Raw genomic sequence first — 25,445 nt, forward strand, 5'->3', positions numbered from 1 at the left:
TGCCAACGTTTCTGCAGGACTTCGCGGGCACGCTTGCTCCCAAAGGTTTGGCGCCGAACTCAGGCTACGCGCTAACCCTGTGGGAGCGGGCTGCCCGCCAAGGTAGTCGGGCATGGCCGGCGCACAATCGCTTGCAATCCGTCACATCTCAAAATACTGTATGAATATTCAGTATCACAGGTCAGCCCCATGCAACTCATCGCCAAACTCGGCATCCTTGCCGATGCTGCCAAGTACGACGCATCCTGCGCCAGCAGCGGCGCGCCCAAGCGCAACTCGCGCGGGGCTGATGGCCTGGGTGCTACCAATGGCATGGGCATCTGTCACAGCTACACCCCCGACGGGCGCTGCGTCTCGCTGCTCAAGGTGCTACTGACCAACTTTTGCCTCTACGACTGCCAGTACTGCGTCAACCGCCGCTCCAGCAACGTGCCACGCGCGCGCTTCAGCCCTGAGGAAGTGGTCCGGCTGACCCTGGACTTCTACCGGCGCAACTGCATCAGCGGCCTGTTCCTCAGCTCCGGCATCATCCGGTCTGCTGACTACACCATGGAGCAGCTGATCCGCGTGGCGAAGCTGTTGCGCGAAGAGCACGACTTCCGTGGCTACATCCACCTCAAGACCATCCCCGATGCCGACCCGTTGCTGATCGAAGAGGCCGGGCGCCTGGCAGACCGGCTCAGCGTCAACATCGAGCTGCCGACCGACGCCAGCCTGAAACGCCTGGCACCGGAGAAACAGGCGCACACCATTCGCCAGGCCATGGGCGTGATCCACCAGGGCCAGCAAGCCGTGGCCCACGAACCCAAGGCGCCGCGCTTTACCCCGGCCGGGCAAAGCACCCAGGTGATCGTAGGGGCCGACAGCACCGATGACAGCACATTGCTGCGCAATGCCGAATCGCTGTACCAAGGCTATGGCCTCAAGCGCGTGTATTACTCCGCCTTCAGCCCCATCCCTGACAGCCCCGGCAGCGTCCCCCTGGCCGCACCACCGCTGCTGCGCGAGCACCGCCTGTACCAGGCTGACTTCCTGCTACGTGGCTATGGCTACAAGGCCGGCGAGCTGCTGGGCCAGAGCGGCAACCTGGCACTGGACATCGACCCCAAGCTGGCCTGGGCGCTGGCCAACCGCGAAGTGTTCCCGCTGGACGTGAACCGTGCCGAGCCGGCGCTACTGGCGCGCATCCCCGGCATCGGCCTGCGCAGCGTGCAGCGCCTGGTAGCCCTGCGACGCGAACGGCGCATTCGCTACGATGACCTGATCCAGCTGCGCTGCGTGCTGGACAAGGCGCGGCCGTTCATTGTCACCAGCGACTACCGCCCGGCCCAGGCCGAGCTGCGCAGCGGCCTGCTGAGGGCGCGCTTGCGTGAGCCGCAGGCGCCGGTGCAGATGGGCTTGTGGGGATGATCGCGCTCGACTGCGACGGCCTGTTCGCCACCTGGCGTGACCAGGCCCGGGTGTTGTTGGGGCATGGCATCGACCCGTCGGAGGTGACCTGGGCGCAAGGGCCGATGGCTGATTTGCTGGCCGTACCGACAGCGCTGCCGGAAGGCTCCGGTCCTTTTCGCGCCAAGGTGCCAGCGGCGCTGTTGAGCCAGCTGGAACAGGCCGCCCGCTACCGTGGCGAGCACCGCTGGAACCTGCTTTACGAGGTACTTTGGCGGGTGGCCCATGGCGACCGCACTGCAATGCTGGCGGGTGACCGACTGGGCAGCGAGCTGCAAAGACGGATCAAGCAGGTCAATCGCGAAGCGCACCACCTGCATGCGTTTGTGCGCTTCGTGCCACTACCCGAAGTATTGGCTGAACAGCTGCAACTCGACCTGGTGGCCTATCACGAGCCGGCGCATGACATTCTGGAAAGCGCCAGTGCACATTTCGCCGACCGCCTGGGGCGTTTGCGCTGGATGATTGCCACGGCGCACGACGGCATACGCTTCGACGGCCAGGCATTCGACTACCAGCGCCAGTGCCCCGAGCCCTGGCGCCAGTGGGCCCGCAACGCCGAAGACCCTGGCGCCGAATTGTGGCGCACCTACTATCGCCATACCTTCAACCCTGCCCGCCTCAACCCCGACGCCTTGCGCCTGCACATGCCCGGGCGGTTCTGGCGTCATTTACCGGAGGGCATGCTGATTCCGCAGCTCGAAGGCCTGGCTCGGCAAGGCAAGCAACGGGATGGCCAAGCCCTGGAAGTCGCCTCCCAGGCTGGCAAACAGATCAGCAAGCCCACACGGTAGTTGCGTATTCGCAAACCTTGATCAGTGGGGATTTCTTCGCGGGCATGCCCGCTCCCACAGGTATTGCACTGTTCTCAACGTGTGTGGAGACCGCTGTGGGAGCGGGCGCGCCCGCGAAGCAGCCAAACCATACTCAAGCCGAACGATCAGCCGCCACAGCCGTCATAACCTGAGCCGCTGCCGACACGCAAAGAGGACGCGAAATGACCCAACCCGACCCGTCATACGTCAAATGGCTCGAAGACCGCGCCATGCTCAGGGCCTCCCAGCAACGCACCCACCTGTACTCGGGCCAGTCGCGCCTGTGGCAGCAGCCCTACGCCGAAGCCCAGCCCCGCCGCGCCACTGAAATCGCTTCGGTCTGGCTGACCGTCTACCCCGACGCCATCATCGCCCCCGAAGGCTGTTCGGTGCTCGGTGCCCTGGCCCACGAAGCGCTGTGGAAGCGCTTGTCGGAGATCGGCATCCAGGGCCTGCACACCGGCCCCATCAAGCTGTCCGGCGGCATTCGTGGTCGTGAACTCACCCCCAGCGTGGACGGCAACTTCGACCGCATCAGTTTCGACATCGACCCGCTGTACGGCAGCGAGCAGGAGCTGATCCAGATGAGCCGCATGGCCGCCGCGCACAACGCCGTGACCATCGACGACCTGATCCCCTCGCACACGGGCAAGGGCGCCGACTTCCGCCTGGCCGAGCTGGCCCACGGCCCCTACCCGGGGCTGTACCACATGGTCGAAATCCGCGAAGAAGACTGGCCGCTGCTGCCCGAAGTGCCCGCCGGGCGCGACGCGGTCAACCTGCTGCCGGCCCAGTGCGACGAGCTCAAGGCCCGCCATTACATCGTCGGCCAGCTGCAACGGGTGATCTTCTTCGAACCAGGTGTTAAGGAAACCGACTGGAGCGCCACGCCGCCGGTGACCGGTGTGGATGGCAAGACCCGGCGCTGGGTGTACCTGCACTACTTCAAGGAAGGCCAGCCGTCGCTGAACTGGCTGGACCCGACCTTTGCCGCCCAGCAGATGATCATTGGCGATGCCCTGCACGCCCTGGACTGCCTGGGTGCACGCGGCCTGCGCCTGGATGCCAACGGCTTTCTCGGCGTGGAGACCCGCGCCAGCGGCACTGCCTGGTCGGAAAGCCACCCGCTTTCGATCGTCGGCAACCAGCTGATCGGTGGCATGATCCGCAAGGCCGGCGGTTTCAGCTTCCAGGAACTGAACCTGACCCTCGACGACATCGCGCAGATGTCCAGGGGCGGTGCCGACCTGTCCTACGATTTCATTACCCGGCCGGCCTACCAGCATGCGCTGCTGACCGGTGACACCGAATTCCTGCGCCTGATGCTCAAGGAGATGCATGCCTTCGGCATCGACCCGGCCTCGCTGATCCATGCCCTGCAGAACCATGACGAGCTGACCGTGGAGCTGGTGCATTTCTGGACCCTGCATGCCCATGACATGTACCTGTACAAAGGCCAGACCTTGCCCGGCGGCATTCTGCGCGAACACATCCGCGAAGAGATCTACGAACGGCTCTCGGGCGAGCATGCGCCTTACAACCTGCGCTTCGTCACCAATGGCATAGCCTGTACCACGGCCAGCCTGATCGCTGCCGCACTGGGCATCCGCGACCTCGGGCAGATCGGGGTTGCAGAAATCGAGCTGATCCAGAAGGTGCACCTGCTGCTGGTCATGTACAACGCCATGCAGCCGGGGGTGGTGGCGCTGTCCGGCTGGGACCTGGTGGGCGCCCTGCCCTTGCCCGCCGAAGCGGTCGCGCAGCGGATGCTGGATGGCGATACCCGCTGGATTCACCGCGGCGGCTACGACCTGGCCGGGCTGGAGCCGCAGGCCCAGACGTCGGTGCGTGGCATGCCCCGTGCCCGGGCGCTGTATGGCAGCCTGGACAGCCAGCTGGAAAATGGCGATTCGTTTGCCTGCAAGGTGAAGAAGCTGCTGGCGGTGCGCCAGGCCTATGGCATCGCCACCAGCCGCCAGGTGCTGGTACCTGAAGTCAGCAGCCCCGGCTTGCTGGTAATGGTGCATGAACTGCCGGCCGGGCGTGGCATCCAGATCACTGCGCTGAATTTTGGCCAGGAAGTGATTGCCGAGGAGCTGCAACTGACCGGGTTCACGCCGGGGCCGGTGGTCGACATGATCAATGAAACGGTCGAAGGGGATTTGACCGAGGATGGGCGCCTGATGGTGAACCTGGACCCGTATGAGGCGCTGTGCCTGCGGATCGTCAACAGCAGCGGCCATGTCTGAATTGTATTTGCCCCATTGCCTTCGCCGGTGAAGCTCAGAACGGTAGCCACGCGATACCTGTGGGAGCGGGTTCACCCGCGAACACCGGCGCAGCCGGTGCCATCCACCGCGTCGCCTGCTTCGCGGGCATGCCCGCTCCCACAGGGTGGACCCACCAGCTGAAGGAATGCGCCGTACCTGTGGGAGCGGGTTCACCCGCGAACACCGGCGTAGCCGGTGCCATCCACCGCGCCGCCTGCTTCGCGGGTAAACCCGCTCCCACAGGGACCCCACCAGCTGAAGGAGTGCGCCGTACCTGTGGGAGCGGGCGCGCCCGCGAACACCGGCCTAGCCGGTGCCATCCACCGCGTCGCTTGCTTCGCGGGCATGCCCGCTCCCACAGGGTGGACCCACCAGCTGAAGGAATGCGCCGTACCTGTGGGAGCGGGTTCACCCGCGAACACCGGCGCAGCCGGTGCCATCCACCGCATCGCCTGCTTCGCGGGCATGCCCACACACAGGGAGCCCACCAGCTGAAGGACTGCACCATACCTGTGGGAGCGGGCGCGCCCGCGAACACCGGCCTAGCCGGTGCCATCCACCGCGTCGCCTGCTTCGCGGGTGAACCCGCTCCCACAGGGTCACCTCCAGCTGACAGAGTGCACCGTACCTGTGGGTTTCAAGTGTCCAGACAAATGGCCGGCTTGCTTTTACCGCTCCACGGGCATAGCGTTCGGAAGTTTTCTTTTCCGTGCCCAGGAGCAACTCCATGTACACCGGCATCGTCCAGGCCGTCCGCCCTCTGCTTGATGTGACCACCTACCCGGGCCACAACCAGTTCACCATCGACCTCACCCCCGAACTGCTCGACGAGCTGAAGATCGGCGCCAGCGTCAGTGTCGAAGGCACCTGCCTGTCGGTCACCGAAATCCACGGCACCCAGGTCAGGTTCGACGCCATGACCGCCACCCTCGAGCGCACCAACCTGCGCAACTTCAAGGCCGGCCAGGGCGTCAACATCGAACGCTCGGCGAAGATGAACGCCGAAGTCGGCGGCCACCTGATGGCCGGCCACATCGCCACCACCGCCGAAATCGTCGAGCTGTCGATCAAGGAAACCGGCGCCTTCATCAAGTTCCGCATGCCACCGGAATGGGGCAAGTACGTGTTCCCGCGCGGCTTCATCGGGGTCAACGGCTGCAGCCTGACCGTAGCCGATGTCGAGGACAATGTGATCACCATCAACCTGATCCCGGAAACCCTGCGCCAGACCACCTTCCCCAGCTACAAGGCCGGCGAGCTGCTCAACATCGAAGTGGACCACCAGACAATGGTGCTGGTCGATGTAGTGGAGCGCACCATCAAGAGCACCCTGGCCCGCGAAATGCCCCGCTGAGTTCCCGAGGATGCTGCCCAACACCCTCCCCGCGCGCACAGCCAAGCGGCTACGCCTGCAGATGCTGCGTGGTCGCGTGGGCCTCGGCCTGGTCGCTGGCCTGTCCGTACTTGCCGGCATGACCGATGCCATCGGCCTGCTGGCGCTGGGCGACTTCGTGTCGTTCATGAGTGGCAACACCACGCGCCTGGCCGTCGCCATCAGCGATGCGGACCTGGCCCTGGTGCTGCGCCTGAGTGCTGCAGTGCTGGGCTTCGTCGTCGGCAACGCCCTGGGCGTGCTGCTGGCGCGCGCTTTCCGCCGTCGGGCGTGGCCAGTGCTGCTGGTGGTCGCCGCCCTGCTGGGCTTTGCAGCCGCATGGCCCTTGGCAGCGACCTTTCCAGCGCTGCTCGCTGCCACACTGGCCATGGGCATGATCAATGCCGTGGTCGAACAGGTGAACGGCCTGCCCATCGGCCTGACCTACGTCACCGGCGCCCTGTCACGCTTCGGTCGTGGGCTGGGGCGCTGGCTGCTGGGCGAGCGGCGCAATGGCTGGCGGGTGCAACTGGTGCCTTGGGCCGGCATGCTGCTGGGCGCCTCGCTGGGTGCCTGGCTGGAGCACCACCTGGGCCTGCAGGCACTGACCGGCAGCTGTGCGCTGGCCTGCGTGCTGGCCCTGGTGTCGCGGTTCATTCCACGGACCTGGCAGCGTGGCTACATGCCACACTGATCACTCGATGCGCGGGTGCTGCTGCACCAGCAACTTGCGCTTGGCCTCCAGTTCGGCAATCTGCGCATCGATGTCCTCGATCCTTTGCTCGATGTTGTCGTGGTGTTCCTGCAGCAGCTCACGCGCTTCCTCGATATCCGATGCTGCCGGTGCCGCGCCGCGCAGCGGCTTGTTGGCGGTTTCCTTCATGGTCAGGCCGGTGACCAGCCCCACGGCGGCGATCACCATCAGGTAATAGGCCGGCATGTACAGGTTGCCAGTACTTTCCACCAGCCAGGCGGCGATGGTCGGGGTGAGGCCGGCGATCAGCACCGAGATATTGAAGGCGCTGGCGAGGGCGCTGTAGCGGATGTGCGTGGGGAACATTGCCGGTAGCGTCGAGGCCATCACGCCGATGAAGAAGTTCAGCAGCACGGCAATGATCAGCAACCCGGCAAAAATCACCCCCAGCACGCCGCTGTTGATCAGCATGAATGCCGGGATGGCCAGCACCAACAGGCCGATACTGCCGACGATGATGAACGGTCGACGGCCGAACTTGTCGCTGAGCAGCCCGATCATCGGCTGCACGAACAGCATGCCGACCATGATCGCGATGATGATCAGCACGCCATGGTCTTCGCTGTAGTGCAGGTTGTGCGACAGGTAGCTGGGCATGTACGTGAGCAGCATGTAGTAGGTGACGTTGGTGGCAATCACCACGCCAATGCAGGTCACCAGACTGCGCCAGTGCTGGGTGGCCACTTCCCTGAACGACACCTTGGGCCCGGTCGCCAGGCCTTCGCGGTCGCCTTTCTCCAGCTTGTCGACGTGCTGCTGGAAGGCTGGCGTCTCCTCCAGCGCATGGCGCAGGTACAGGCCGATGATGCCCAGCGGCAAGGCGAGGAAGAACGGCAGGCGCCAACCCCACTCGAGGAACTTGTCCTCACCCAGCACCGTAGAGATCAACACCACCACACCGGCACCCAACACGAACCCGGCAATCGAGCCGAAGTCCAGCCAACTGCCGAGAAACCCCCGTTTTCGGTCTGGGGCATATTCGGCGACGAAGATCGACGCGCCGGTGTACTCGCCCCCCACCGAGAAGCCCTGGGCCATCTTGGCCAGCAGCAGCAGGATCGGCGCCCAGATGCCGATGCTGGCATAGGACGGTATCAGGCCGATGGCGAAGGTGCTGAGCGACATGATCACGATGGTCGCAGCGAGGATTTTCTGCCGCCCGAACCGGTCACCCAAGGCACCGAAGAACAGCCCGCCCAGAGGCCTGATCAGAAACGGCACCGAGAACGTGGCCAACGCCGCGATCATCTGCACGCTCGGGTCGGCATTGGGGAAGAAAACCTTGCCCAGGGCGTAGGCGACGAAGCCGTAGACGCCGAAGTCGAACCACTCCATGGCATTGCCCAGGGCTGCCGCGGTGATTGCCTTGCGCATCTTGGCGTCGTCGACAATGGTGATGTCCTTCAGGCCGATTGGCTGGAGGCTTTTCTTGCGAGGTTTCATGTCCGTATCCCTGTCGATGAATGCTCTAAGGGATGAGATACAACGGGACACTAAATAATTCAGCGCTTACGGTTTTTTTGTGCTTTTCCTCACCGGTTGCAGCACAGGCAAAGAAAAGCCGCTGCGATGGCAGCGGCTTGCATGGGCAACGGCTCGCGGTCAGATGCCTTCGCTGGCCAGGTCCATGGCGAAGTAGGTGAGGATCAGGTCGGCACCGGCACGCTTGATTGCGCCAATGCTTTCACGCACCACACGGCCTTCATCGATGGCGCCAGCCAGGCCGCCGAACTTGATCATCGCGTACTCGCCGCTCACCTGGTACGCCGCCAGCGGCAGGCGCGAGGCGGCACGGATATCGGCGATCACGTCGAGGTAGGCACCGGCCGGCTTGACCATCAGCACATCGGCCCCTTCCTGCTCGTCGAGCAACGACTCACGCACGGCTTCGCGGCGGTTCATCGGGTTCATCTGGTAGCTCTTGCGGTCGCCCTTCAGCGCGGTACCACCGGCTTCACGGAACGGGCCATACAGCGACGAGGCGAACTTGGTGGAATAGGCCATGATCGCCGTGTCGTGGAAGCCGGCACCATCCAGCGCGCTGCGGATGGCCTGGACCTGGCCGTCCATCGCCGCCGACGGGGCAATGAAGTCGGCACCGGCAGCAGCGGCGATGACCGCCTGCTTGCCCAGGTTGGCCAGGGTGGCGTCGTTGTCCACGCCGTGGTCGTGCAGCACGCCGCAGTGGCCGTGGCTGGTGTATTCGCAGAAGCAGGTGTCGGACATCACCACCATTTCCGGCACGGTGTCCTTGCAGATGCGCGACATGCGCGCGACCAGGCCGTTTTCGTTCCAGGTGTCGCTGCCGACGGCGTCCAGGTTGTGCGAAACGCCAAAGGTCATCACCGACTTGATACCGGCGCGGGCATAGCGCTCGATTTCCTGGGCCAGCAGCTTCTCGGGGATGCGGTTGACGCCCGGCATGCTGGTGATCGGCACGAAGTCATCGATGCCCTCTTCGACGAAGATCGGCAGGATCAGGTCTTCAAGGCGGAACTCGGTTTCCTGGAAGATCGTGCGCAGGGACTCGTTCTGGCGCAGGCGGCGTGGACGAACGGACGGGAATTGGTTGGACATGACAGCTCCAGGGAATTTGAACGGCGTATACCTTATGCCTGTCGCGCGCCAGTGAAAAGGCCAGATGACGAGATATTGTCTTGCGTCAAAGGCAATGGCTGCATTTTTACTGTGCCGGCCTCTTCGCGGGTAAACCCGCTCCCACAAGTACAGCGCGAATCCTGTGGGAGCGGGTTTACCCGCGAAGAGGCCAGTGCAGGCAACCTATTACTGCAGCCAGGGCGGCGCAGGCTCCTCTGCCCTGGCCGCCCCATGCTCAGCCTCGGCCCGCGCGGCGCGCCGGCGCGCATCATCCAGCCGGGCCGCATCGATCTCGCGCATCACCCCGGCCACGTCAGCCGCATGCTCGTCATCCTCGAACAGCCCCGTCAGCGGGCTGTCCGGGCGCAGTTCGCCCGCCTCGTACAAGGCCCACATTTCCTGCGCATACCGGGTGCTTTTCAGCTCCGGCGCAAAGCGCCCGAAATAATGGGCCATGTTGGCCACATCGCGCTGCAGCATGCTGAAGGCATGGTTGTTGGCCGCTGCATCCACCGCCTGCGGCAGGTCGATGATCACCGGCCCGTCCGGGCCAAGCAGCACGTTGAACTCCGACAGGTCGCCATGCACCAGCCCGGCACACAGCATCAGCACGATCTGGCGAATGACGAAGGCATGGAACGCGCGGGCATCCTCGGCCTCGAGGTGCACGTCGTTCAAGCGCGGGGCCGCGTCACCGTCGGCATCGGTCACCAGCTCCATCAACAGCACGCCGTCCTGGAAATAGTAAGGCTTGGGAACCCTCACGCCAGCGCCGGCCAGGCGGAACAGCGCCGCCACTTCGGCGTTCTGCCAGGCGTCTTCGGCTTCCTTGCGGCCGTACTTGCTGCCCTTGGCCATCGCCCGGGCCTGACGGCTGTTGCGAACCTTGCGGCCTTCCTGGTACTCGGCAGCCTGGCGGAAACTGCGCTTGTTGGCTTCTTTATAAACCTTGGCGCAGCGCACCTGGCTGCCACAGCGCACCACATACACGGCGGCTTCCTTGCCACTCATCAACGGCCGCAGTACTTCGTCGACCAGGCCGTCTTCGATCAGGGGTTCGATTCTTTTGGGTGTCTTCATCAGGCTGCGTTCGGGGTCCTGGCTGTGATGGTGGACATCCTCTCACAGCCTGATGCGACTTGCTCGTCTGTCTTCAGGCCGAACGGCTCAGGCGCCCTGCCCTACGCGGCCAACCACCACCTCGCGCGCCCGACGCCGTGTGACCAGAAGGCCCGAACACACCACCAGCACCGCCAGCACCATGGTCGATACCACTTCCAGGCGGTGATCCGGGCGGAACAGCATCAGCACCAGCACGCCACTGATGAACAGGATCACGCCCCACGTCAGCCACGGGAACAGCCACATGCGGTAGCCCAGTGTCTTGCCCTGTGCAGTCAGGCGCTGGCGCAGGCGCAGCTGGGAAACGGCGATCACCAGGTACACCAGCAAGGCAATGGCGCCGGAGCTTGCCATGAGGAAGCCGAACACCTTGGCCGGTACCAGGTAGTTGGCGATCACCGCCAGGAAAGCTGCGCCAGTGGACAGCAGCACAGCTACCACGGGGGTGCCGCTGCGGCTGGTCACCTGGGCACAGGCCGGCGCATCACCGCGGCGGCTCAGCGAGTAGACCATGCGCGACGCGGTATACAGCGACGAGTTGAGGCAGCTGGTCACCGACGTCAGCACCACGAAATCGATGATGGCCTTGGCATTCGGCACGCCCAGGGTGTCCAGTACCGTGACATAGGAACCTTCGGTGGCCAGGCGCGGGTCGGTCCACGGCACCAGCGCGATGACGATGAAGATCGACAGGATATAGAACAGGGTGATTCGCCAGATCACCGAGTTGGTGGCCTTGGAAATATGCTTGCCCGCTTCGTCGGATTCGGCCGCGGCGATGGTCACCACCTCGGCACCGAGGAACGAGAACATGGTAATCAGCATGGCGCTGAGCACCGCACCAAAACCGTTGGGCATGAAGCCGCCGCTATCCCACAGGCGCGACACGCCGCTGACACCTGAGCCTGGCAGCAGGCCGAAGATGGCGCACACCCCCAGCGCGATGAAACTGACGATGGCCACCACCTTCACCAACGCCAGCCAGAACTCGAACTCACCGTAGTTCTTCACGCTGAACAGGTTGGTGGCAGTCAGCAATAGAGTAATCACCAACGACAAGACCCAGATCTCCAGCTGCGGGACCCAGGAATTGATGATGGTGGCGGCGATATTGGCCTCGATGGGGATGATCAGTACCCAGAACCACCAGTACAGCCAGCCGATGGTGTAGCCGGCCCACTTGCCGATGGCGAGGTCGGCATAGGTAGAGAACGAACCGGTGTCCGGCGAGGCAACGGCCATTTCGGCCAGCATGCGCATCACCAGCACCACCAGCGCGCCGGCCAGGATATAGGCCAGGATGGTGGCGGGCCCTGCTTCGGCAATCGCACGGCCGGAGCCGACGAACAGGCCGGCACCGATCACGCCGGCAATGGACAGCATGGTGACATGCCGGGATTTCAATCCATGACTCAAATTGTTCTTGTGGGTTTGCATGGCGCTACCTTGTTGTTTTTGTCATGCCCACGCAGGGGCCGCCGGCTTGCACGTCACCGACGCAGGCGCGAAAAAGCCCGCCCTGCCCCAGATGGTGAGTAGGGCAGCACGGGTTGAGTAAAACGAAACCGCAGAACGTATTACGGGTAGGTCAGCCGGCAGCCCGCTGACGGGGCGCCAGGTCGGCCTTGGGGAAACTGCCGCCCTGACGGCCGACCTGCTCGCATACCTTGTCGACGATGTAGGCGCCGATCGGGATGGCGGAGGTGGCGGCCGGCGACGGTGCGTTGCACACGTTGACGCTGCGAGCGGTGTTGACGAACAGGAAGTCGTCGATCAGCTTGCCGTCACGCGACACGGCCTGGGCTCGCACGCCGGCCGGGTAAGGCGTGAGGTCGGCCTTGGTGATGCTCGGGCAGTACTTCTGGACCTGCTTGAGGTAGCCACCCTTGAACAGCGAGTTCTTCATCTCGATCAGGCCAGGGCGGAAGTTCTTCGCCAGCACCTTGAGGATGCCGGGGGTGGTCAAGGTCTGGAACAGGTCGCCGGGGCTGACATCGCGCTTGCGGTAGCCCTCGCGCTTCATCGCCAGCACGGCGTTGGGGCCAACGGTGACGGTGCCGTCGATCATGCGTGTCAGGTGCACGCCCAGGAACGGCATGGACGGGTCGGGAATCGGGTAGATCAGGTGGTTGACGATCTGGTTGTGCTGCTTGGGCAGCAGGTAGTACTCGCCACGGAACGGGCAAATGACGAATTCGGTACGCAGGCCCAGCATGCTCACCACGCGGTCGGCCATCAGGCCCGAGCAGGTCACCAGGAAACGGCTGCGCAATTCGTCACCCTGCGTGCGCACGACCACTTCGCTGGCCAGCTCCTGCAAGCCGACCACCTCGGCGCCATAGCGGATTTCACCGCCGGCGCGCTGGAACTCGGCGCCCATGGCCGCAGTCACTTCGGCGTAATTGACGATGCCACTGGAGGGCACGAAGATGCCGCCCATGCCAACGATATTGGGCTCGCGCTCGCGCAGCTCGGCCGCCGACAGCCAGTAGCGCTCCAGGCCATTGGCCGCGGTGCGCTCCCACAGCGCCTTCATGCGCTGCATTTCCAGGTCGTTGGTGGCCACCAGCAGCTTGCCGCACTCATCGAAGCGGATACCGTGCTGGGTGCAGAAGGCCTTGGTGGCCTTGTTGCCTTCCAGGCAGAAGCGCGCCTTGAGGCTGCCGGGGGTGTAATACACGCCGGCGTGGATCACGCCGCTGTTGTGGCCGGTCTGGTGGCGGGCCGGGCCGGACTCTTTCTCCAGCAGGAGAATCTTCGCATCCGGGTAGACCTTGATCAGGTGCATGGCCGTGGACATGCCCACAATGCCACCGCCAATGATGATGAAATCGTACACAGCCTTACCTCACACGCAGGCATTGCCTGACTGGCTCACCAAGGCCCGCGCGGGCCCTGGTGGCATCGTTTTGTGCAAAGGCGCGTGGGCGGGCGCCCGCCCCGCGCCCTGTCATTATTGCCCGCGCTGGTACAGCGGTTTGGGGAAGGCCACGTAGCCGCGCTGGCGCATCAGCTCGCGGCGCAGGCCTTCGTGCGGCGTGAAGCGGTCGCGACCATGCAGCCAGAACAGGTTGTTGATCAGCAGGAAACTACCCACGCCAACCGGTACCGAAAGCTTCTTCTCGCTGCCTTCCAGCGATTCGGACAAGGCGTTCAGCCAGATGCCCTCCTCGTAGTTTTCCGGCTGCACGAACTGGTCGATGTAGCGCATGGTCGGGCGGCCTTCGGCATCGGTGTCGAATACCGAGTGGAACACATCCTCGGACACCTTCTTGCTTGGCGGTGCGGTCCAGCGCATCTCGCGACGGGCCAGCGGGTGGCGGAAGAATTCGTCGCACTGCTCCCAGTCGTCCAGGTGCAGCAGCAGCGAGTTGCCGCCTTCCATGTTCTTTTCGTCGATCTTCAGCATCAGCACGTAGTCGGTGATCTGGTTGACGAAGGTGCCGTCGTTGTGCAGCTCCATGACCCGGTGCGGCTGGCGCAGGTAGCTGTCGGAGTTGTCGGTGTTGACCACCACGAAGCGGGCATAGAACTGGCCGCTCATGGCGTCGTAGTTGGAGCGGCCGATCAGGTGTGCGCAGGCGGTGGTGAACTTGACCATGTCCTCGGCCTGGCTCACGTCATCCAGGCCGACCGGGGTGATCAGCATGCCGCCGCTGGCGCGGTTGAGGATGGTATTGAGCAGTACCGGCCGCAGGGTGCCCTGGCACAGCTCGTCGAGGATCTCGCCAACCCGGAAGCGCAGGAACGACTTGTACTCCAGCGCCTGCACCGGCCACTGGGCAACAGCCTGGACGAACGCTTCGACCGTTTCGCGGGCAAAGGTGAGCTCAAGCAGGCGCGGCGACTGCTTCGAGGGGGCGATGGTGAAACCACGCGGTTCGAGCGGCAGTGGCATCACAAGTTCGTCGATCTGCGTAAAAGCGTTCATGGCAGTGTCCTGGCAGAGAAAGTGAGTGGCGCCGTCCGGTCATGACCTGGATCAGTGCGGGCGAGCTAAAATTATCGCCATAAACGCAAAATGTCTACATTTTAATTGTTCACTGACAAAACGTGTGTTTGTCCATTGTTTTTCGCCAGCGAACGCTTTCGGTATGATCGACAAAACCGTTTGAGGAACAGGACCTTGGAAGCGCTCGCCCCCCGACAAAACTCAGCATTCAGCGGGTATGAGAGGCTCAAGAAGGACATCATCCGCGGCGTGTTCAAGCCCGGAGAAAAGCTGCTGATGAGCACCCTGAAGGAACGCTACGACCTGGGCGTGGGCCCGCTGCGCGAAGCACTGTCGCAGCTGGTGGCCGAGCACCTGGTCAACGCGATCAGCCAGAAGGGCTACCGTGTGGCGCCCATGTCGCTGGACGAGATGAACGACATCTACGATGCCCGCGCCAACCTGGAGGCGATGATCATCACCCTGGCCATCGAACGTGGCGACGACGCCTGGGAGGCGTCGGTACTGGCCCACTCGCATACCCTGGCCAAGGTGGTGGAAGTGAAAACCCGCGAGCAACGCCTGGATGTATGGGACGAACGGCACAAGGCGTTCCACACGGCCATTGCCTCAGGCTGCGGCTCCAAGCACCTGCTGCAGGCGCGCACCTATCTGTTCGATCAGGCCGAGCGCTACCGGCACCTGTGGCTGACCCAGACGGTGTTTTCCGAACAGGCCCTGGAGCTCAAGCGCCAGGAGCATGCGGCATTGGTCGAGGTGATTCTGGCCCGGGACGCCAAGCGCGCCAGCGCCATGATGCGTTCGCACCTGATGACTCCGGTGCCGATCATTGCGCAGATCATGCATGCCGAGGGTATCGGCGCACGCTGAGCGCTTTGCCCTGGCCTGCGCGGTCCTTTGTAGGAGCGGCCTTGTGTCGCGAAAGGGCTGCGCAGCAGCCCCGGCAATCTGTGCATTTGTGCTGAAATGCTGGGGCTGCTGCGCAGCCCTTTCGCGACACAAGGCCGCTCCTACAAGGGGGCGGTCAGCCGGTCAGGTGGCCAGATGAATTTTTCTTAAATCGCCGTTTGGCTATTCTTTGGCACAATCAAGTCTCCATTAGATGCCCGGGAACCAGCATGCCTCGCGTACTGACCATCGAAGACGACGCCGTCACCGGCCAGGAAATCGTCGCCGAACTTACCAGCCACGGCCTTGAGGTGGATTGGGCCGACAATGGCCGTGAAGGCCTGGCCAAGGCCATTGCCGGCGGCTACGACCTGATTACCCTGGACCGCATGCTGCCCGAGGTCGATGGCCTGACCATCGTCACCACCCTGCGCAGCCTCAAGATCGCCACGCCGATTCTGATGATCAGCGCCCTCTCCGACGTCGACGAGCGGGTACGTGGCCTGCGTGCCGGGGGTGACGACTACCTGACCAAACCGTTCGCCTCCGACGAGATGGCCGCGCGGGTCGAAGTGCTGCTGCGCCGCAACAGCGTGCCCATGACCCAGACCCGCCTGCAGGTCGCCGACCTGCAACTGGACCTGATCAGCCACGAAGCCCGCCGTGGCGAACAGACCCTCAACCTGCTGCCTACCGAGTACAAGCTGCTGGAGTACCTGATGCGCCATAGCGGCCAGGTGATCACGCGGATGATGATTTTCGAGGAAGTCTGGGGCTACCACTTCGACCCGGGCACCAACCTGATCGATGTGCACATCGGCCGCCTGCGCAAGAAAATCGACTCCCCCGGCCAGTCGCCGCTGATCCGTACGGTACGGGGCTCCGGCTATGCCATTGCTGAACCCGTCTAAGGGCTGGAGCTCCTCGACCAGCCGCCTGCTGGCGCTGTACAGCTTTCTGTTCGTGGCCTGGAGCAGCATCCTCATGGGGGTGCTGTACTTCGAGGTGTCCAGCTACCTGAACAAACTCACCCGCCATTCGATGCTGCAGCGCCAGCACCTGTTCGCGCACATGAGCGGCAAACAGCTGGACGACGCCCTGGTCGCCAGCCAGGCCTTCGAAGAGCGCAGCTTCGACGCCTACGGCCTGTTCGACAACCAGCTCAACCCGATCGGCGGGCGCATTCGCGCCATCCCGCCAGAGCTGGGGCTGGACGGCAAGGTTCACGAACTCAAGCGCTGCCTGGACGCCGACGACCCGCACATGCCGCGTGACAGCTGCGACGCGGTGGCGATCAAGGTGCAGGATGGCCGCTGGCTGGTGCTGGTGCGCGACAACGGCTCGCTGTTCGTGGTCACCCGGATCATCCTGCATGCCCTGCTCTGGGGGATCTCGCTGACCCTGATCCCGGGCTTTGCCGGCTGGTATCTGCTCAGGCGCCGCCCGCTCAAGCGCATTCGCGCAATCCAGGCCCAGGCCGAACTGATCGTCGCCGGTGACCTTACCCACCGCCTGCCGCTGTCGGCCCGGCGTGACGAGCTGGACATGCTGGCGGCCATCGTCAACGCCATGCTCGACCGCATCGAGCGGCTGATGCACGAGGTCAAGGGCGTGTGCGACAACATCGCCCACGACCTGCGCACCCCGCTCACCCGCCTGCGCGCCCAGCTGTACCGCATTCGCCAGCAAAGTGACGTCGACTCCACCCAGGCCGAGGCACTGGACCAGGCCATCGGCGAAACCGATACCCTGATGGCGCGTTTTCGCGGTTTGTTGCGTATCAGCGAACTGGAAGACCGCCAGCGGCGGGCCGGTTTCGTCCAGCTTGACCCGCACGAACTGCTGGTGGAGTTGCACGACTTCTACCTGCCGCTGGCCGAAGACGTCGGCATCCGCCTGGAACTGCAGCAGCCAGCCGAACTGCCAGCGTTGCACGGTGACCGCGAACTGCTGTTCGAGGCACTGGCCAATCTGGTGGGCAACGGCATCAAGTTCACGCCCGAGGGTGGGCTGGTGCGGATTACTGCGACGCAGGACGACAAGGGCCTGCGCCTGGCCATCGAGGACAGCGGGCCGGGTATTCCGGAAGAGGAACGGGCGGCAGTGCTGAAGCGCTTCTACCGTAGCGATGAAGGCCACCGCCATGCGGGGTTCGGGCTGGGGTTGTCGATCGTTGCGGCGATCGTCGACCTGCATGGGTTCGGGCTGGAGGTGGGGGAAAGCGAGCTGGGTGGGGCCAGGTTGGTGTTGCACTGCCCGCTCGCCGGGCTGGCCAAATAGAAACGGGGCCGCTTTGCGGCCCATCGCGACACAAGGCCGCTCCTACAGGGATTACGCAAGCATTGAATGCAACGCTATTCCTGTAGGAGCGGCCTTGTGTCGCGATGGGCTGCAGAGCAGCCCCCTTCAAACCGATCAGTCGGCCAGACGCCAGGTAGTCCCACCCTTGCTGTCTTCCAGCACCACACCCATGGCGGTCAGCTGGTCGCGAATGCGGTCGGACTCGGCCCAGTTCTTGTCCGCACGGGCCTGCAGGCGCGCCTGGATCAAGCCCTCGACCTCAGCGGCATCCACCTTGCCTTCGGCACCGGCACGCAGGAAGTCATCGGCTTCCAGCTGCAGCACACCCAGCACATCACCCAGCTCGCGCAGGCGACCGGCCAGGCCGGCAGCGGCCTCCAGGTCGCTGTCGCGCAGGCGGTTGATCTCACGCACCAGGTCGAACAGCACGGCGCAGGCTTCGGGGGTGCCGAAGTCGTCGTTCATGGCCACGCTGAAGCGCTCGACAAACTCTTCGCCACCCTTGGCCGCCACCCGTGGCAAGCCGCGCAAGGCGTGGTAGAAGCGCTCCAGTGCGCCCTTGGCATCGCGCAGGCTGTCTTCCGAGTAGTTGATCGCGCTGCGGTAGTGGCTGGCCACCAGCAGGTAGCGCACCACTTCAGGGTGGTACTTCTCGAGCACGTCGCGGATGGTGAAGAAGTTGTTCAACGACTTGGACATCTTCTCGCCATTGATCCGGATCATGCCGCAGTGCATCCAGGCGTTGGCGTACTGCTTGCCGGTGGCCGCCTCGCTCTGGGCAATCTCGTTCTCGTGGTGCGGGAACTCCAGGTCGCTGCCGCCACCGTGGATGTCGAAGCTTTCACCCAGGCAGCAGGTGGACATCACCGAGCACTCGATGTGCCAGCCCGGACGCCCCGGGCCCCATGGCGATTCCCAGCTCGGCTCGCCCGGCTTGACGCCCTTCCACAGCACGAAGTCCAGCGGGTCCTGCTTGGCTTCGTCGACCTCGATACGGGCACCGATGCGCAGGTCTTCGATCTTCTTGCGCGACAGCTTGCCGTAACCGACGAACTTGCCGACGCGGTAGTACACGTCGCCATTGCCCGGTGCGTAGGCATAACCCTTGTCGATCAAAGTCTGGATCATCGCGTGCATGCCGGCGATATGGTCGGTGGCACGCGGCTCCTGGTCCGGCGGCAGGATGTTCAGGCGGCGCTCGTCTTCGTGCATCGCGTCGATCATGCGGGCGGTCAGGGCGTCGAAGCTTTCGCCGTTCTCGTTGGCCCGGTTGATGATCTTGTCATCGATGTCGGTGATGTTGCGTACATAGGTCAGCTCGTAGCCGCTCTTGCGCAGCCAGCGGGTGACCAGGTCGAAGGCCACCATGCTGCGGCCATGGCCCAGGTGGCAGTAGTCGTATACGGTCATGCCGCACACGTACATGCGCACCTTGTTGCCATCCAGCGGCTTGAAGGTTTCCTTCGCTTTGCTCAGCGTGTTGTAGATGGTAAGCACGGCGGTTCCTCAGCTGCCCCAGGAGTCACGCAGGGTGACAGTGCGGTTGAACACCGGGCGGCCCGGCTGGCTGTCTTTCAGGTCGGCGCAGAAGTAGCCTTCGCGTTCGAACTGGAAGCGGTCCTCGGGCTGCGCCTGGGCCAGCGACGGCTCGGCACGGCAGCCGCTGAGCACTTGCAGCGAGCCTGGGTTGATGTTGTCCAGGAAGCTGCCGCCCTCCTCGGTCTTTTCCGGGTTCGGCGAGCGGAACAGGCGGTCGTACAGGCGCACTTCGCACTCGACGCTGCCCTCGGCCGGCACCCAGTGGATCACGCCCTTGACCTTGCGGCCTTCCGGGTTCTTGCCCAGGGTGTCCGGGTCGTACGAGCAGCGCAGCTCGACGATGTTGCCGTCGGCATCCTTGACCGCCTCGTCGGCGCGGATCACGTAGCTGCCGCGCAGGCGCACTTCACCGGCCGGTTCCAGGCGCTTGTAGCCCTTCGGCGGCTCTTCCATGAAGTCGTCACGGTCGATGTACAGTTCACGGGAGAACGGCAGCACGCGCACGCCCATGTCTTCCTTCGGGTGGCGCGGCAGTTCGAGCTGCTCGACCTGGCCTTCCGGGTAGTTGGTGATGACCACCTTCAGCGGGCGCAGCACGCACATGGCGCGCGGTGCGGTGCGGTCCAGGTCGTCACGGATGCTGAACTCGAGCATCGACATGTCGACCACGCCGTCGGAACGGTTGGTGCCGATCATTTCGCAGAAGTTGCGGATCGAGGCCGGGGTATAGCCACGGCGACGGAAGCCGGACAGCGTCGACATGCGTGGGTCGTCCCAGGCTTCGACGTGCTTTTCGTCCACCAGCTGCTTGAGCTTGCGCTTGGAAGTGATGGTGTAGTTCAGGTTCAGGCGGCTGAACTCGTACTGGCGCGGGTGTGCCGGCACCGGCAGGTTGTCGAGGAACCAGTCGTACAGCGGACGATGCCCTTCGAACTCCAGGGTGCAGATCGAGTGGGTGATGCCCTCGATGGCGTCCGACTGGCCGTGGGTGAAGTCGTAGTTCGGGTAGATGCACCACTTGTCACCGGTCTGGTGGTGGTGGGCATGGCGGATACGGTACAGGATCGGGTCGCGCAGGTTCATGTTCGGCGAGGCCATGTCGATCTTGGCCCGCAGCACGCGCTCGCCATCCTTGAACTCGCCGGCTTTCATGCGGGCGAACAGGTCGAGGTTCTCGTCAACGCTGCGCTCGCGGAACGGGCTGTTCTTGCCCGGCTCCTTGAGGTTGCCACGGTATTCCTTGGCCTGCTCGGGGGTAAGGTCGCAGACGTAGGCCTTGCCGCGCTTGATCAGCTCGACCGCCCAGTCGTGCAACTGGTCGAAGTAGTCGGAGGCGTAGCGCACGTCGCCGGCCCAGTCGAAGCCCAGCCACTTGACATCGCTCTGGATGGCGTCGATGTACTCCTGGTCTTCCTTGGCCGGGTTGGTATCGTCGAAACGCAGGTGGCAGACGCCCCCGAATTCCTTGGCCAGGCCGAAGTTGACGCAGATCGACTTGGCGTGACCGATGTGCAGGTAGCCATTGGGCTCCGGCGGGAAACGGGTGACGATGCTGCTGTGCTTGCCCGAGTCCAGGTCGGCCTGGATGATCGGCCGCAGGAAGTTCGCAGGGACAGCGGGGGCGCCTTTGGCAGCGGCGTTGGGCGCGTTGTCGGCAGTGGGCTTGCTCATAGGATCCTTGAATGCACGTGTCCGGCCTGGGTAGGCCGATTGAATCAAAGGGCCTATCATAGCCGAAGCAGTCAAGCTGCTGACAGCCGGGCCCGGACAAACTGGCGTGATTTATCACGGCTTTTTGCCGCAGCCTGGCAAAATGGCCAGTGCGCGCCATGTGTCGCGATCGCCTGATCCTGCGTCAGGTGATAACCCGCGCCCTGCGCACCCTAATTCCGATTGCCTTGAAAGAGCGAGTTTCAGCATGTCCAAAGTCAAACTGAGCACCAACCACGGCGACATCGTCCTGCAACTGGACGCCGAGAAAGCGCCGCTGACTACCGAAAACTTCGTTCAGTACGTCAAGGACGGCCACTACAATGGCACCGTGTTCCACCGTGTGATCAAGGGCTTCATGATCCAGGGCGGCGGCTTCGAGCCTGGCATGAGCCAGAAGAAGACCCGCGCCAGCATCCAGAACGAAGCCGACAACGGCCTGAAGAACAAGAAGTACAGCATTGCCATGGCCCGTACCATGGAGCCGCACTCCGCCTCGGCGCAGTTCTTCATCAACTCGTCCGACAACGACTTCCTCAACCACAGCAGCAAGAACGTGCAGGGTTGGGGCTACGCGGTATTCGGCGAAGTGATCGAAGGCCGTGAAATCGTCGACGCCATCGAAAAGGTCGCCACCGGCTCCAAGGCTGGCCACCAGGACGTGCCGAAGGACGACGTGGTCATCGAGAAAGCCGAGATCGTTGAGTGATCCTGCTGATCTCCGATCTGCACCTGCAAGAAGAACGCCCGGACATTACCCGGGCGTTTCTTGATCTGCTCGATGGCCGTGCCCGCCACGCCAAGGCGTTGTACATCCTTGGCGACTTCTTCGAAGCCTGGATCGGCGACGACGCCATGACGCCCTTCCAGCAGTCGGTCTGCCAGGCCATGCGGCGGCTGAGCGACAGCGGCACGGCCATCTACCTGATGCATGGCAACCGTGATTTCCTGATTGGCCAGGCCTTCTGCGACGCTGCGGGCTGCACGTTGCTGCACGACCCCAGCGTGATCGAGCTGGGTGGTGAGCAGGTGCTGCTGATGCATGGCGATACCCTGTGCACCCGCGACCTGGCCTACATGAAAATGCGCCGCTTGCTGCGCAACCCGCTGAGCCTGTGGGTGTTGCGGCACCTGCCGCTGTCGGCCCGCTACAAGCTGGCACGCAAGCTACGCAGCGAAAGCCGCTCGCAAACGCGGATGAAGTCCACCGAGATCGTCGATGTCACCCCGGAGGAAGTGCCGAAGGTGATGGCGGCGCATGGTGTACGCACCTTGGTGCATGGGCATACCCATCGACCGGCGATACACAAGCTGGTGGTCGACGGGCAACCGGCACGGCGTATCGTGCTGGGCGACTGGGACCGCCGTGGCTGGGCCTTGCAGGTTGACGAGCAAGGGTTTCAGCTGGCGCCGTTCGAGTTTTCCTGACCGACTGAGTCGCCTTCTTCGCGGGTAAACCCGCTCCCACAGGTATCGTGCCGCTTGCAGCCCTGGTGCAGTACCTGTGGGAGCGGGTTTACCCGCGAAGAGGCAGGCACAGGCTTATACCTCAAGGCCGGCTGACCACCGCCCCCTTGTCCCGCTCACTGATCACCACTTCCCGATACTCCGGGTCAGCCTTGATCTGCGCCTCGGTAAACGGAATCACCGCCAGTTGCCCGGCCGCAAACGCCTTGGTCTGGTCACCGGCATGCACCGAAGCCGCTTCACTCGACTGGGAAAACGCCAACAGCCCACGGGCCTGCGGCCCCTTGTCGGTAAAGCTGACCAGTTGCAGGTAGCTGGTACCACTGACCACCAGCCGCTTGCCCTGCCCGTGCGGCACGCTGTAGATCGCGTTGTACACGCCCAACGCCTGCGGGCCACCCGGCACCGGCGTGCCATCGCTCGCCTGTTGCACCTGCCCCCAGCGCGCCTCCCCTGCCATGCCGCTGTCACGCACCTGCTTGAGCGACGCCAGCGCGGCCTGGTGCAGCAGCTTGCGCACGGCCGCCTGCTCTACCGCCAGCCCGCGCGGGGTGTGCTGCGGGTCGGCCGGGTCGAAGGCCACCCGCCAGCTTTCCGGGTGCTCGGCCAGGGCATCGAACAGGTTCTGGAAATGCACCAGGCCAATGCCGCTGTCCAGGTCAGCCTTGCCATTCCAGGCCACCAGGCTGCTGCATACCGCCCGTACATCCGCATCGGCGCCCTTGCACCACTGCAGCAGGTCAGGCAGTAGCAGGCTGGCCAGGTAGACCTCGTCATCGGTCACCATGCGCTGCAGGTCGTCAACGCCCAGGCGGGTCGTACCCTGCAGGCGTTGCAGGGCAAAGCGGCCACGCATGCCCAGCGGCTGGTCACTGCGGCTGACCAGCGGCGAGTAACCGGTCAGCGGTTGCGCCGGGTTGGCCATCCAGGCCGGGTCGTTGGAGTTCTGCACGAAATCCTCGCGCTCCAGGCTCGGCAGCAGCCGCGCAGGGAAGATCCCCGGCTGCGCGGCCTGCGCATCGACCTTCCACTGGCACGCGCTGCGTGAGCCATCCAGTACCACCAGGCGCCCTTGTGCCTGCGGGTTGCTGCACGCACTGAGCAGTTGCTGATCCACATAAGGCACCACTGACTGGTTCAGGTACAAGGCCTTGCCTGCCGGGTCCACCGCCAGCGTGTTGACCCAGGGTATACCCTGCAGCTGTTCCACCGAGCCTTTCAACGTAGCCAGGCTGTCGGCATGGTTGATCTGGTACCACTGCTGCAACACCCGAGTGTTCTCGAGGTTGGCGTCGCGCAGGCTGTAGGCGGCATGCGCATCCCAGTCCAGGCGACCCGGCCATTGCACCACCGGGCCGAACTGCGAGCTGTAGACCTGGCGCTGTACCTGGCTCAGGCTGCCATCCTCGGCCTTGACCGCAACACTGACGGTTTGCCGGGCCAGCGGCAGCGACTTGCCATCAAGCAGGTAGCGGGTCGGGTCCTTGGGGTCGAGTTGCAGGCGGTACAGGGTGAAGTGCTTCGATGTGTCGACGGTGTGCGTCCAGGCCAGATGCTGGTTGAAACCGATGTTGACCACCGGCAGGCCCGGCAATGCCGCCCCCATCACATCGAGCTGGCCGGGAATGGTCAGCTGCATCTGGTAGAAGCGCATGCCCCCCATCCACGGGAAGTGCGGGTTGGCCAGCAACAGGCCGCGGCCATTGGCCGAACGTTTCGCCCCGACGGCCACCGCATTGCTACCGCGTTCCGTGGTAAAACGCTGCTGCCTGGCCAGCGCCGCGGCAAACCCTGCCGGCGCCTGCTGGCTGGCCAGCGTTGGCGGTTGCGCCCCCGCCAGCGCTTCGACGAACTGCCCGACACCGCCTTCGGCGAGTAGCCGGCGGGTCAGCTTGATCAGGTCCTCGCTGCTGATCGGCCGCAGCCACTCGCCGTTGCCACATTCGGCAGGCAACCCCTGGCTGCGGCGCTCGGCCAGCGCCCGGTTGTAGCCGCTGGCATAACCTGCCAGCAGCGCCTGTACTGGCGCTGGCTGCGCCTGCAAGAACGCCTCGACTGCCGCCGGCGTGTTGAGCCAGGCGAAGAACACATCGCTGGCCAGGTTGTCACGCTGCTCCAGGGTCTTGCCCTTGGCACCGAAGTAGCGTGAGCGCTCGCCACTCACGGTCAGCACTTCATTGGCCAGCAGGCACAGGTTGTCCTGGGCGTAGGCGTAGCCGATGCCATAGCCCAGGCCGCGCTCGTCCTTGGCCACGATGTGCGGCACCCCGTAACTGGTTCGGCGAATCTGCGCACTGGCATCGGCGGCGGCGGACTGCACCGGCGCTGCGCCGACGCTGAAGGCTACCAGGGCGGCAGCCAGGCCAGCGCAAGTCATGGGACGGGAAAGTGGAAACACGGGCACTCCTCGGGTTCGGGGGTCATCCCGATCAGACGAATGGCCAGATGAAAATTTTACGTATTACAAGGCAATGGAACGTCTTGAACAGAACCAGGCTTTTTTTTGCGCGTGGGCTGCAGTTTTTCCGTTCTCATTCGTCCTAGTAAGTGAGGCACCCAAATTTCGGGTTCGTCCACGAAAAGGAGCATTCACATGTACAACCCGCAACCCTCGATCCAGGCTGGGCGCGTCCCAGGCAAAGCGCCCAGGGAACAGGACGTTTTTGCTGACGAACGCATCGGCAACGAACAGATCCGCGAGCTGTTGCGCAGTTTCGGCCTGCGTACCAGCCTGATCCGCCTCAAGGTCATCGATGCCTTGCACGCCGCCGACCGCAATGGCCGCAGCATTGGCGTGCGCGGCGTGCACGCGCAACTGGAACAGCTGGATATCCCGCTGTCGTTCCTCAGCGTGCGCGAAGTGCTCAAGCGGCTGTGCAGCGAGGGCGTCATCCAGCTGGGCAGCGACAAATGCTACAGCCTCGACCCGCAGGCGCGCGCCGTGCTGGAGCGAACGCCTGTGCGCTGAGCGCATGGCCGGCCATGACTGGCCGGCCCGCCAGGATCAGGGCTTGACCTTGCGCCGCAGGATGCCGTTGATCACCACGACCACCACGGCGATGGCGATGGCCAGCATCTGGAAGGTCTGCTCACTGATCGTGCCCTGCTTCTGCAGGTGGGACAGGCCCAGCATCAGGCCCAGTACCACCAGGATGATCAGAAGGGAATATTTGAGGCGCTGCACGTGTGTCATCGAAGGTTCCTTGCA

Annotated in this window: 21 protein-coding genes; 11 read left to right on the forward strand and 10 right to left on the reverse strand. The window is 64.0% G+C overall.

Features of this window, described 5'->3' with window-relative positions:
- The first annotated feature begins 189 nt into the window (after positions 1-189).
- From CAG00_RS05295 to CAG00_RS05330, 5 genes are all read left to right on the forward strand, one after another.
- On the forward strand, positions 190-1,410 hold the full coding sequence (locus CAG00_RS05295; protein WP_075045108.1) for a putative DNA modification/repair radical SAM protein: 1,221 nt from the start codon (positions 190-192) through the stop codon (positions 1,408-1,410).
- Entirely contained in the window at positions 1,401-2,243 is an 843-nt protein-coding gene (locus tag CAG00_RS05300; protein WP_085616534.1) for a TIGR03915 family putative DNA repair protein, read from the forward strand. The genes CAG00_RS05295 and CAG00_RS05300 overlap by 10 nt, the downstream gene beginning before the upstream one ends.
- A gap of 203 nt (positions 2,244-2,446) precedes the next feature.
- Entirely contained in the window at positions 2,447-4,513 is a 2,067-nt protein-coding gene (treS, locus tag CAG00_RS05305) for a maltose alpha-D-glucosyltransferase (RefSeq protein ID WP_085663662.1), read from the forward strand.
- 748 nt (positions 4,514-5,261) lie between these two features.
- The gene (locus CAG00_RS05325; protein WP_075045104.1) at positions 5,262-5,888 is read left to right on the forward strand and encodes a riboflavin synthase subunit alpha; all 627 of its coding nucleotides are present in this window, start codon (positions 5,262-5,264) and stop codon (positions 5,886-5,888) included.
- A gap of 10 nt (positions 5,889-5,898) precedes the next feature.
- Positions 5,899-6,600, forward strand: a complete 702-nt coding sequence (locus CAG00_RS05330; protein WP_085663665.1) for a YoaK family protein — start codon at positions 5,899-5,901, stop codon at positions 6,598-6,600.
- Here the strand turns inward: CAG00_RS05330 and proP are convergent, their stop codons facing one another.
- From proP to glaH, 6 genes are all read right to left on the reverse strand, one after another.
- Complete coding sequence (gene proP / locus CAG00_RS05335; protein ID WP_075045102.1) at positions 6,601-8,103, reverse strand: glycine betaine/L-proline transporter ProP; 1,503 nt, start codon at positions 8,101-8,103, stop codon at positions 6,601-6,603.
- Between the two features lie 159 nt (positions 8,104-8,262).
- Positions 8,263-9,237 (reverse strand): porphobilinogen synthase, encoded by a 975-nt coding sequence (gene hemB, locus CAG00_RS05340; RefSeq protein WP_085663666.1) that lies wholly within the window; start codon positions 9,235-9,237, stop codon positions 8,263-8,265.
- A gap of 207 nt (positions 9,238-9,444) precedes the next feature.
- Positions 9,445-10,338, reverse strand: coding sequence for a PA4780 family RIO1-like protein kinase (locus CAG00_RS05345; protein ID WP_085663667.1), 894 nt, complete (start codon positions 10,336-10,338; stop codon positions 9,445-9,447).
- Positions 10,339-10,425: 87 nt separating this feature from the next.
- Complete coding sequence (gene gabP / locus CAG00_RS05350; protein ID WP_025338949.1) at positions 10,426-11,817, reverse strand: GABA permease; 1,392 nt, start codon at positions 11,815-11,817, stop codon at positions 10,426-10,428.
- A gap of 151 nt (positions 11,818-11,968) precedes the next feature.
- On the reverse strand, positions 11,969-13,219 hold the full coding sequence (lhgO, locus tag CAG00_RS05355) for an L-2-hydroxyglutarate oxidase (protein ID WP_025338948.1): 1,251 nt from the start codon (positions 13,217-13,219) through the stop codon (positions 11,969-11,971).
- 114 nt (positions 13,220-13,333) lie between these two features.
- Positions 13,334-14,311, reverse strand: coding sequence for a glutarate dioxygenase GlaH (glaH, locus tag CAG00_RS05360; RefSeq protein WP_075045100.1), 978 nt, complete (start codon positions 14,309-14,311; stop codon positions 13,334-13,336).
- 195 nt (positions 14,312-14,506) lie between these two features.
- Here glaH and csiR point away from each other — a divergent pair, with 195 nt between their 5' ends.
- The 3 genes from csiR to CAG00_RS05375 all read left to right on the forward strand — a co-directional run bounded on the left by csiR (position 14,507) and on the right by CAG00_RS05375 (position 17,500).
- Entirely contained in the window at positions 14,507-15,202 is a 696-nt protein-coding gene (csiR, locus tag CAG00_RS05365; RefSeq protein ID WP_015270630.1) for a DNA-binding transcriptional regulator CsiR, read from the forward strand.
- 248 nt (positions 15,203-15,450) lie between these two features.
- Complete coding sequence (locus tag CAG00_RS05370; protein ID WP_025338946.1) at positions 15,451-16,131, forward strand: response regulator transcription factor; 681 nt, start codon at positions 15,451-15,453, stop codon at positions 16,129-16,131.
- A complete protein-coding gene (locus tag CAG00_RS05375) occupies positions 16,109-17,500 on the forward strand; it encodes a HAMP domain-containing sensor histidine kinase (RefSeq protein WP_085591211.1) in 1,392 nt (463 codons plus the stop codon). Before CAG00_RS05370 ends, CAG00_RS05375 begins: the two co-directional genes overlap by 23 nt.
- A gap of 135 nt (positions 17,501-17,635) precedes the next feature.
- On the opposite strand, the gene cysS is transcribed toward CAG00_RS05375, so the two are convergent.
- Positions 17,636-19,018, reverse strand: a complete 1,383-nt coding sequence (cysS, locus tag CAG00_RS05380) for a cysteine--tRNA ligase (RefSeq protein WP_025338944.1) — start codon at positions 19,016-19,018, stop codon at positions 17,636-17,638.
- A 9-nt stretch (positions 19,019-19,027) separates the two neighbouring features.
- Positions 19,028-20,731, reverse strand: coding sequence for a glutamine--tRNA ligase/YqeY domain fusion protein (locus CAG00_RS05385; protein ID WP_025338943.1), 1,704 nt, complete (start codon positions 20,729-20,731; stop codon positions 19,028-19,030).
- Between the two features lie 247 nt (positions 20,732-20,978).
- Between CAG00_RS05385 and CAG00_RS05390 the strand changes: the two genes are divergently transcribed.
- Positions 20,979-21,479: a peptidylprolyl isomerase gene (locus CAG00_RS05390; RefSeq protein ID WP_085663668.1), complete on the forward strand. Its 501-nt coding sequence runs from the start codon at positions 20,979-20,981 to the stop codon at positions 21,477-21,479.
- Complete coding sequence (locus CAG00_RS05395) at positions 21,476-22,198, forward strand: UDP-2,3-diacylglucosamine diphosphatase (protein ID WP_013972909.1); 723 nt, start codon at positions 21,476-21,478, stop codon at positions 22,196-22,198. The genes CAG00_RS05390 and CAG00_RS05395 overlap by 4 nt, the downstream gene beginning before the upstream one ends.
- Before the next feature lie 121 nt (positions 22,199-22,319).
- Here CAG00_RS05395 and CAG00_RS05400 read toward each other — a convergent pair whose 3' ends face one another.
- On the reverse strand, positions 22,320-24,635 hold the full coding sequence (locus CAG00_RS05400) for an acylase (RefSeq protein ID WP_085663669.1): 2,316 nt from the start codon (positions 24,633-24,635) through the stop codon (positions 22,320-22,322).
- 195 nt (positions 24,636-24,830) lie between these two features.
- Between CAG00_RS05400 and CAG00_RS05405 the strand changes: the two genes are divergently transcribed.
- Positions 24,831-25,205 (forward strand): fe2+ zn2+ uptake regulation protein, encoded by a 375-nt coding sequence (locus CAG00_RS05405; protein ID WP_025338939.1) that lies wholly within the window; start codon positions 24,831-24,833, stop codon positions 25,203-25,205.
- A 36-nt stretch (positions 25,206-25,241) separates the two neighbouring features.
- Here the strand turns inward: CAG00_RS05405 and CAG00_RS05410 are convergent, their stop codons facing one another.
- The gene (locus CAG00_RS05410) at positions 25,242-25,430 is read right to left on the reverse strand and encodes a hypothetical protein (RefSeq protein WP_003248064.1); all 189 of its coding nucleotides are present in this window, start codon (positions 25,428-25,430) and stop codon (positions 25,242-25,244) included.
- Between the last annotated feature and the right edge of the window lie 15 nt (positions 25,431-25,445).

Origin of the sequence: Pseudomonas sp. B5(2017) (assembly GCF_002112825.1) — a bacterium.
Classification (GTDB): Bacteria; Pseudomonadota; Gammaproteobacteria; order Pseudomonadales; family Pseudomonadaceae; genus Aquipseudomonas; species Aquipseudomonas putida_Z.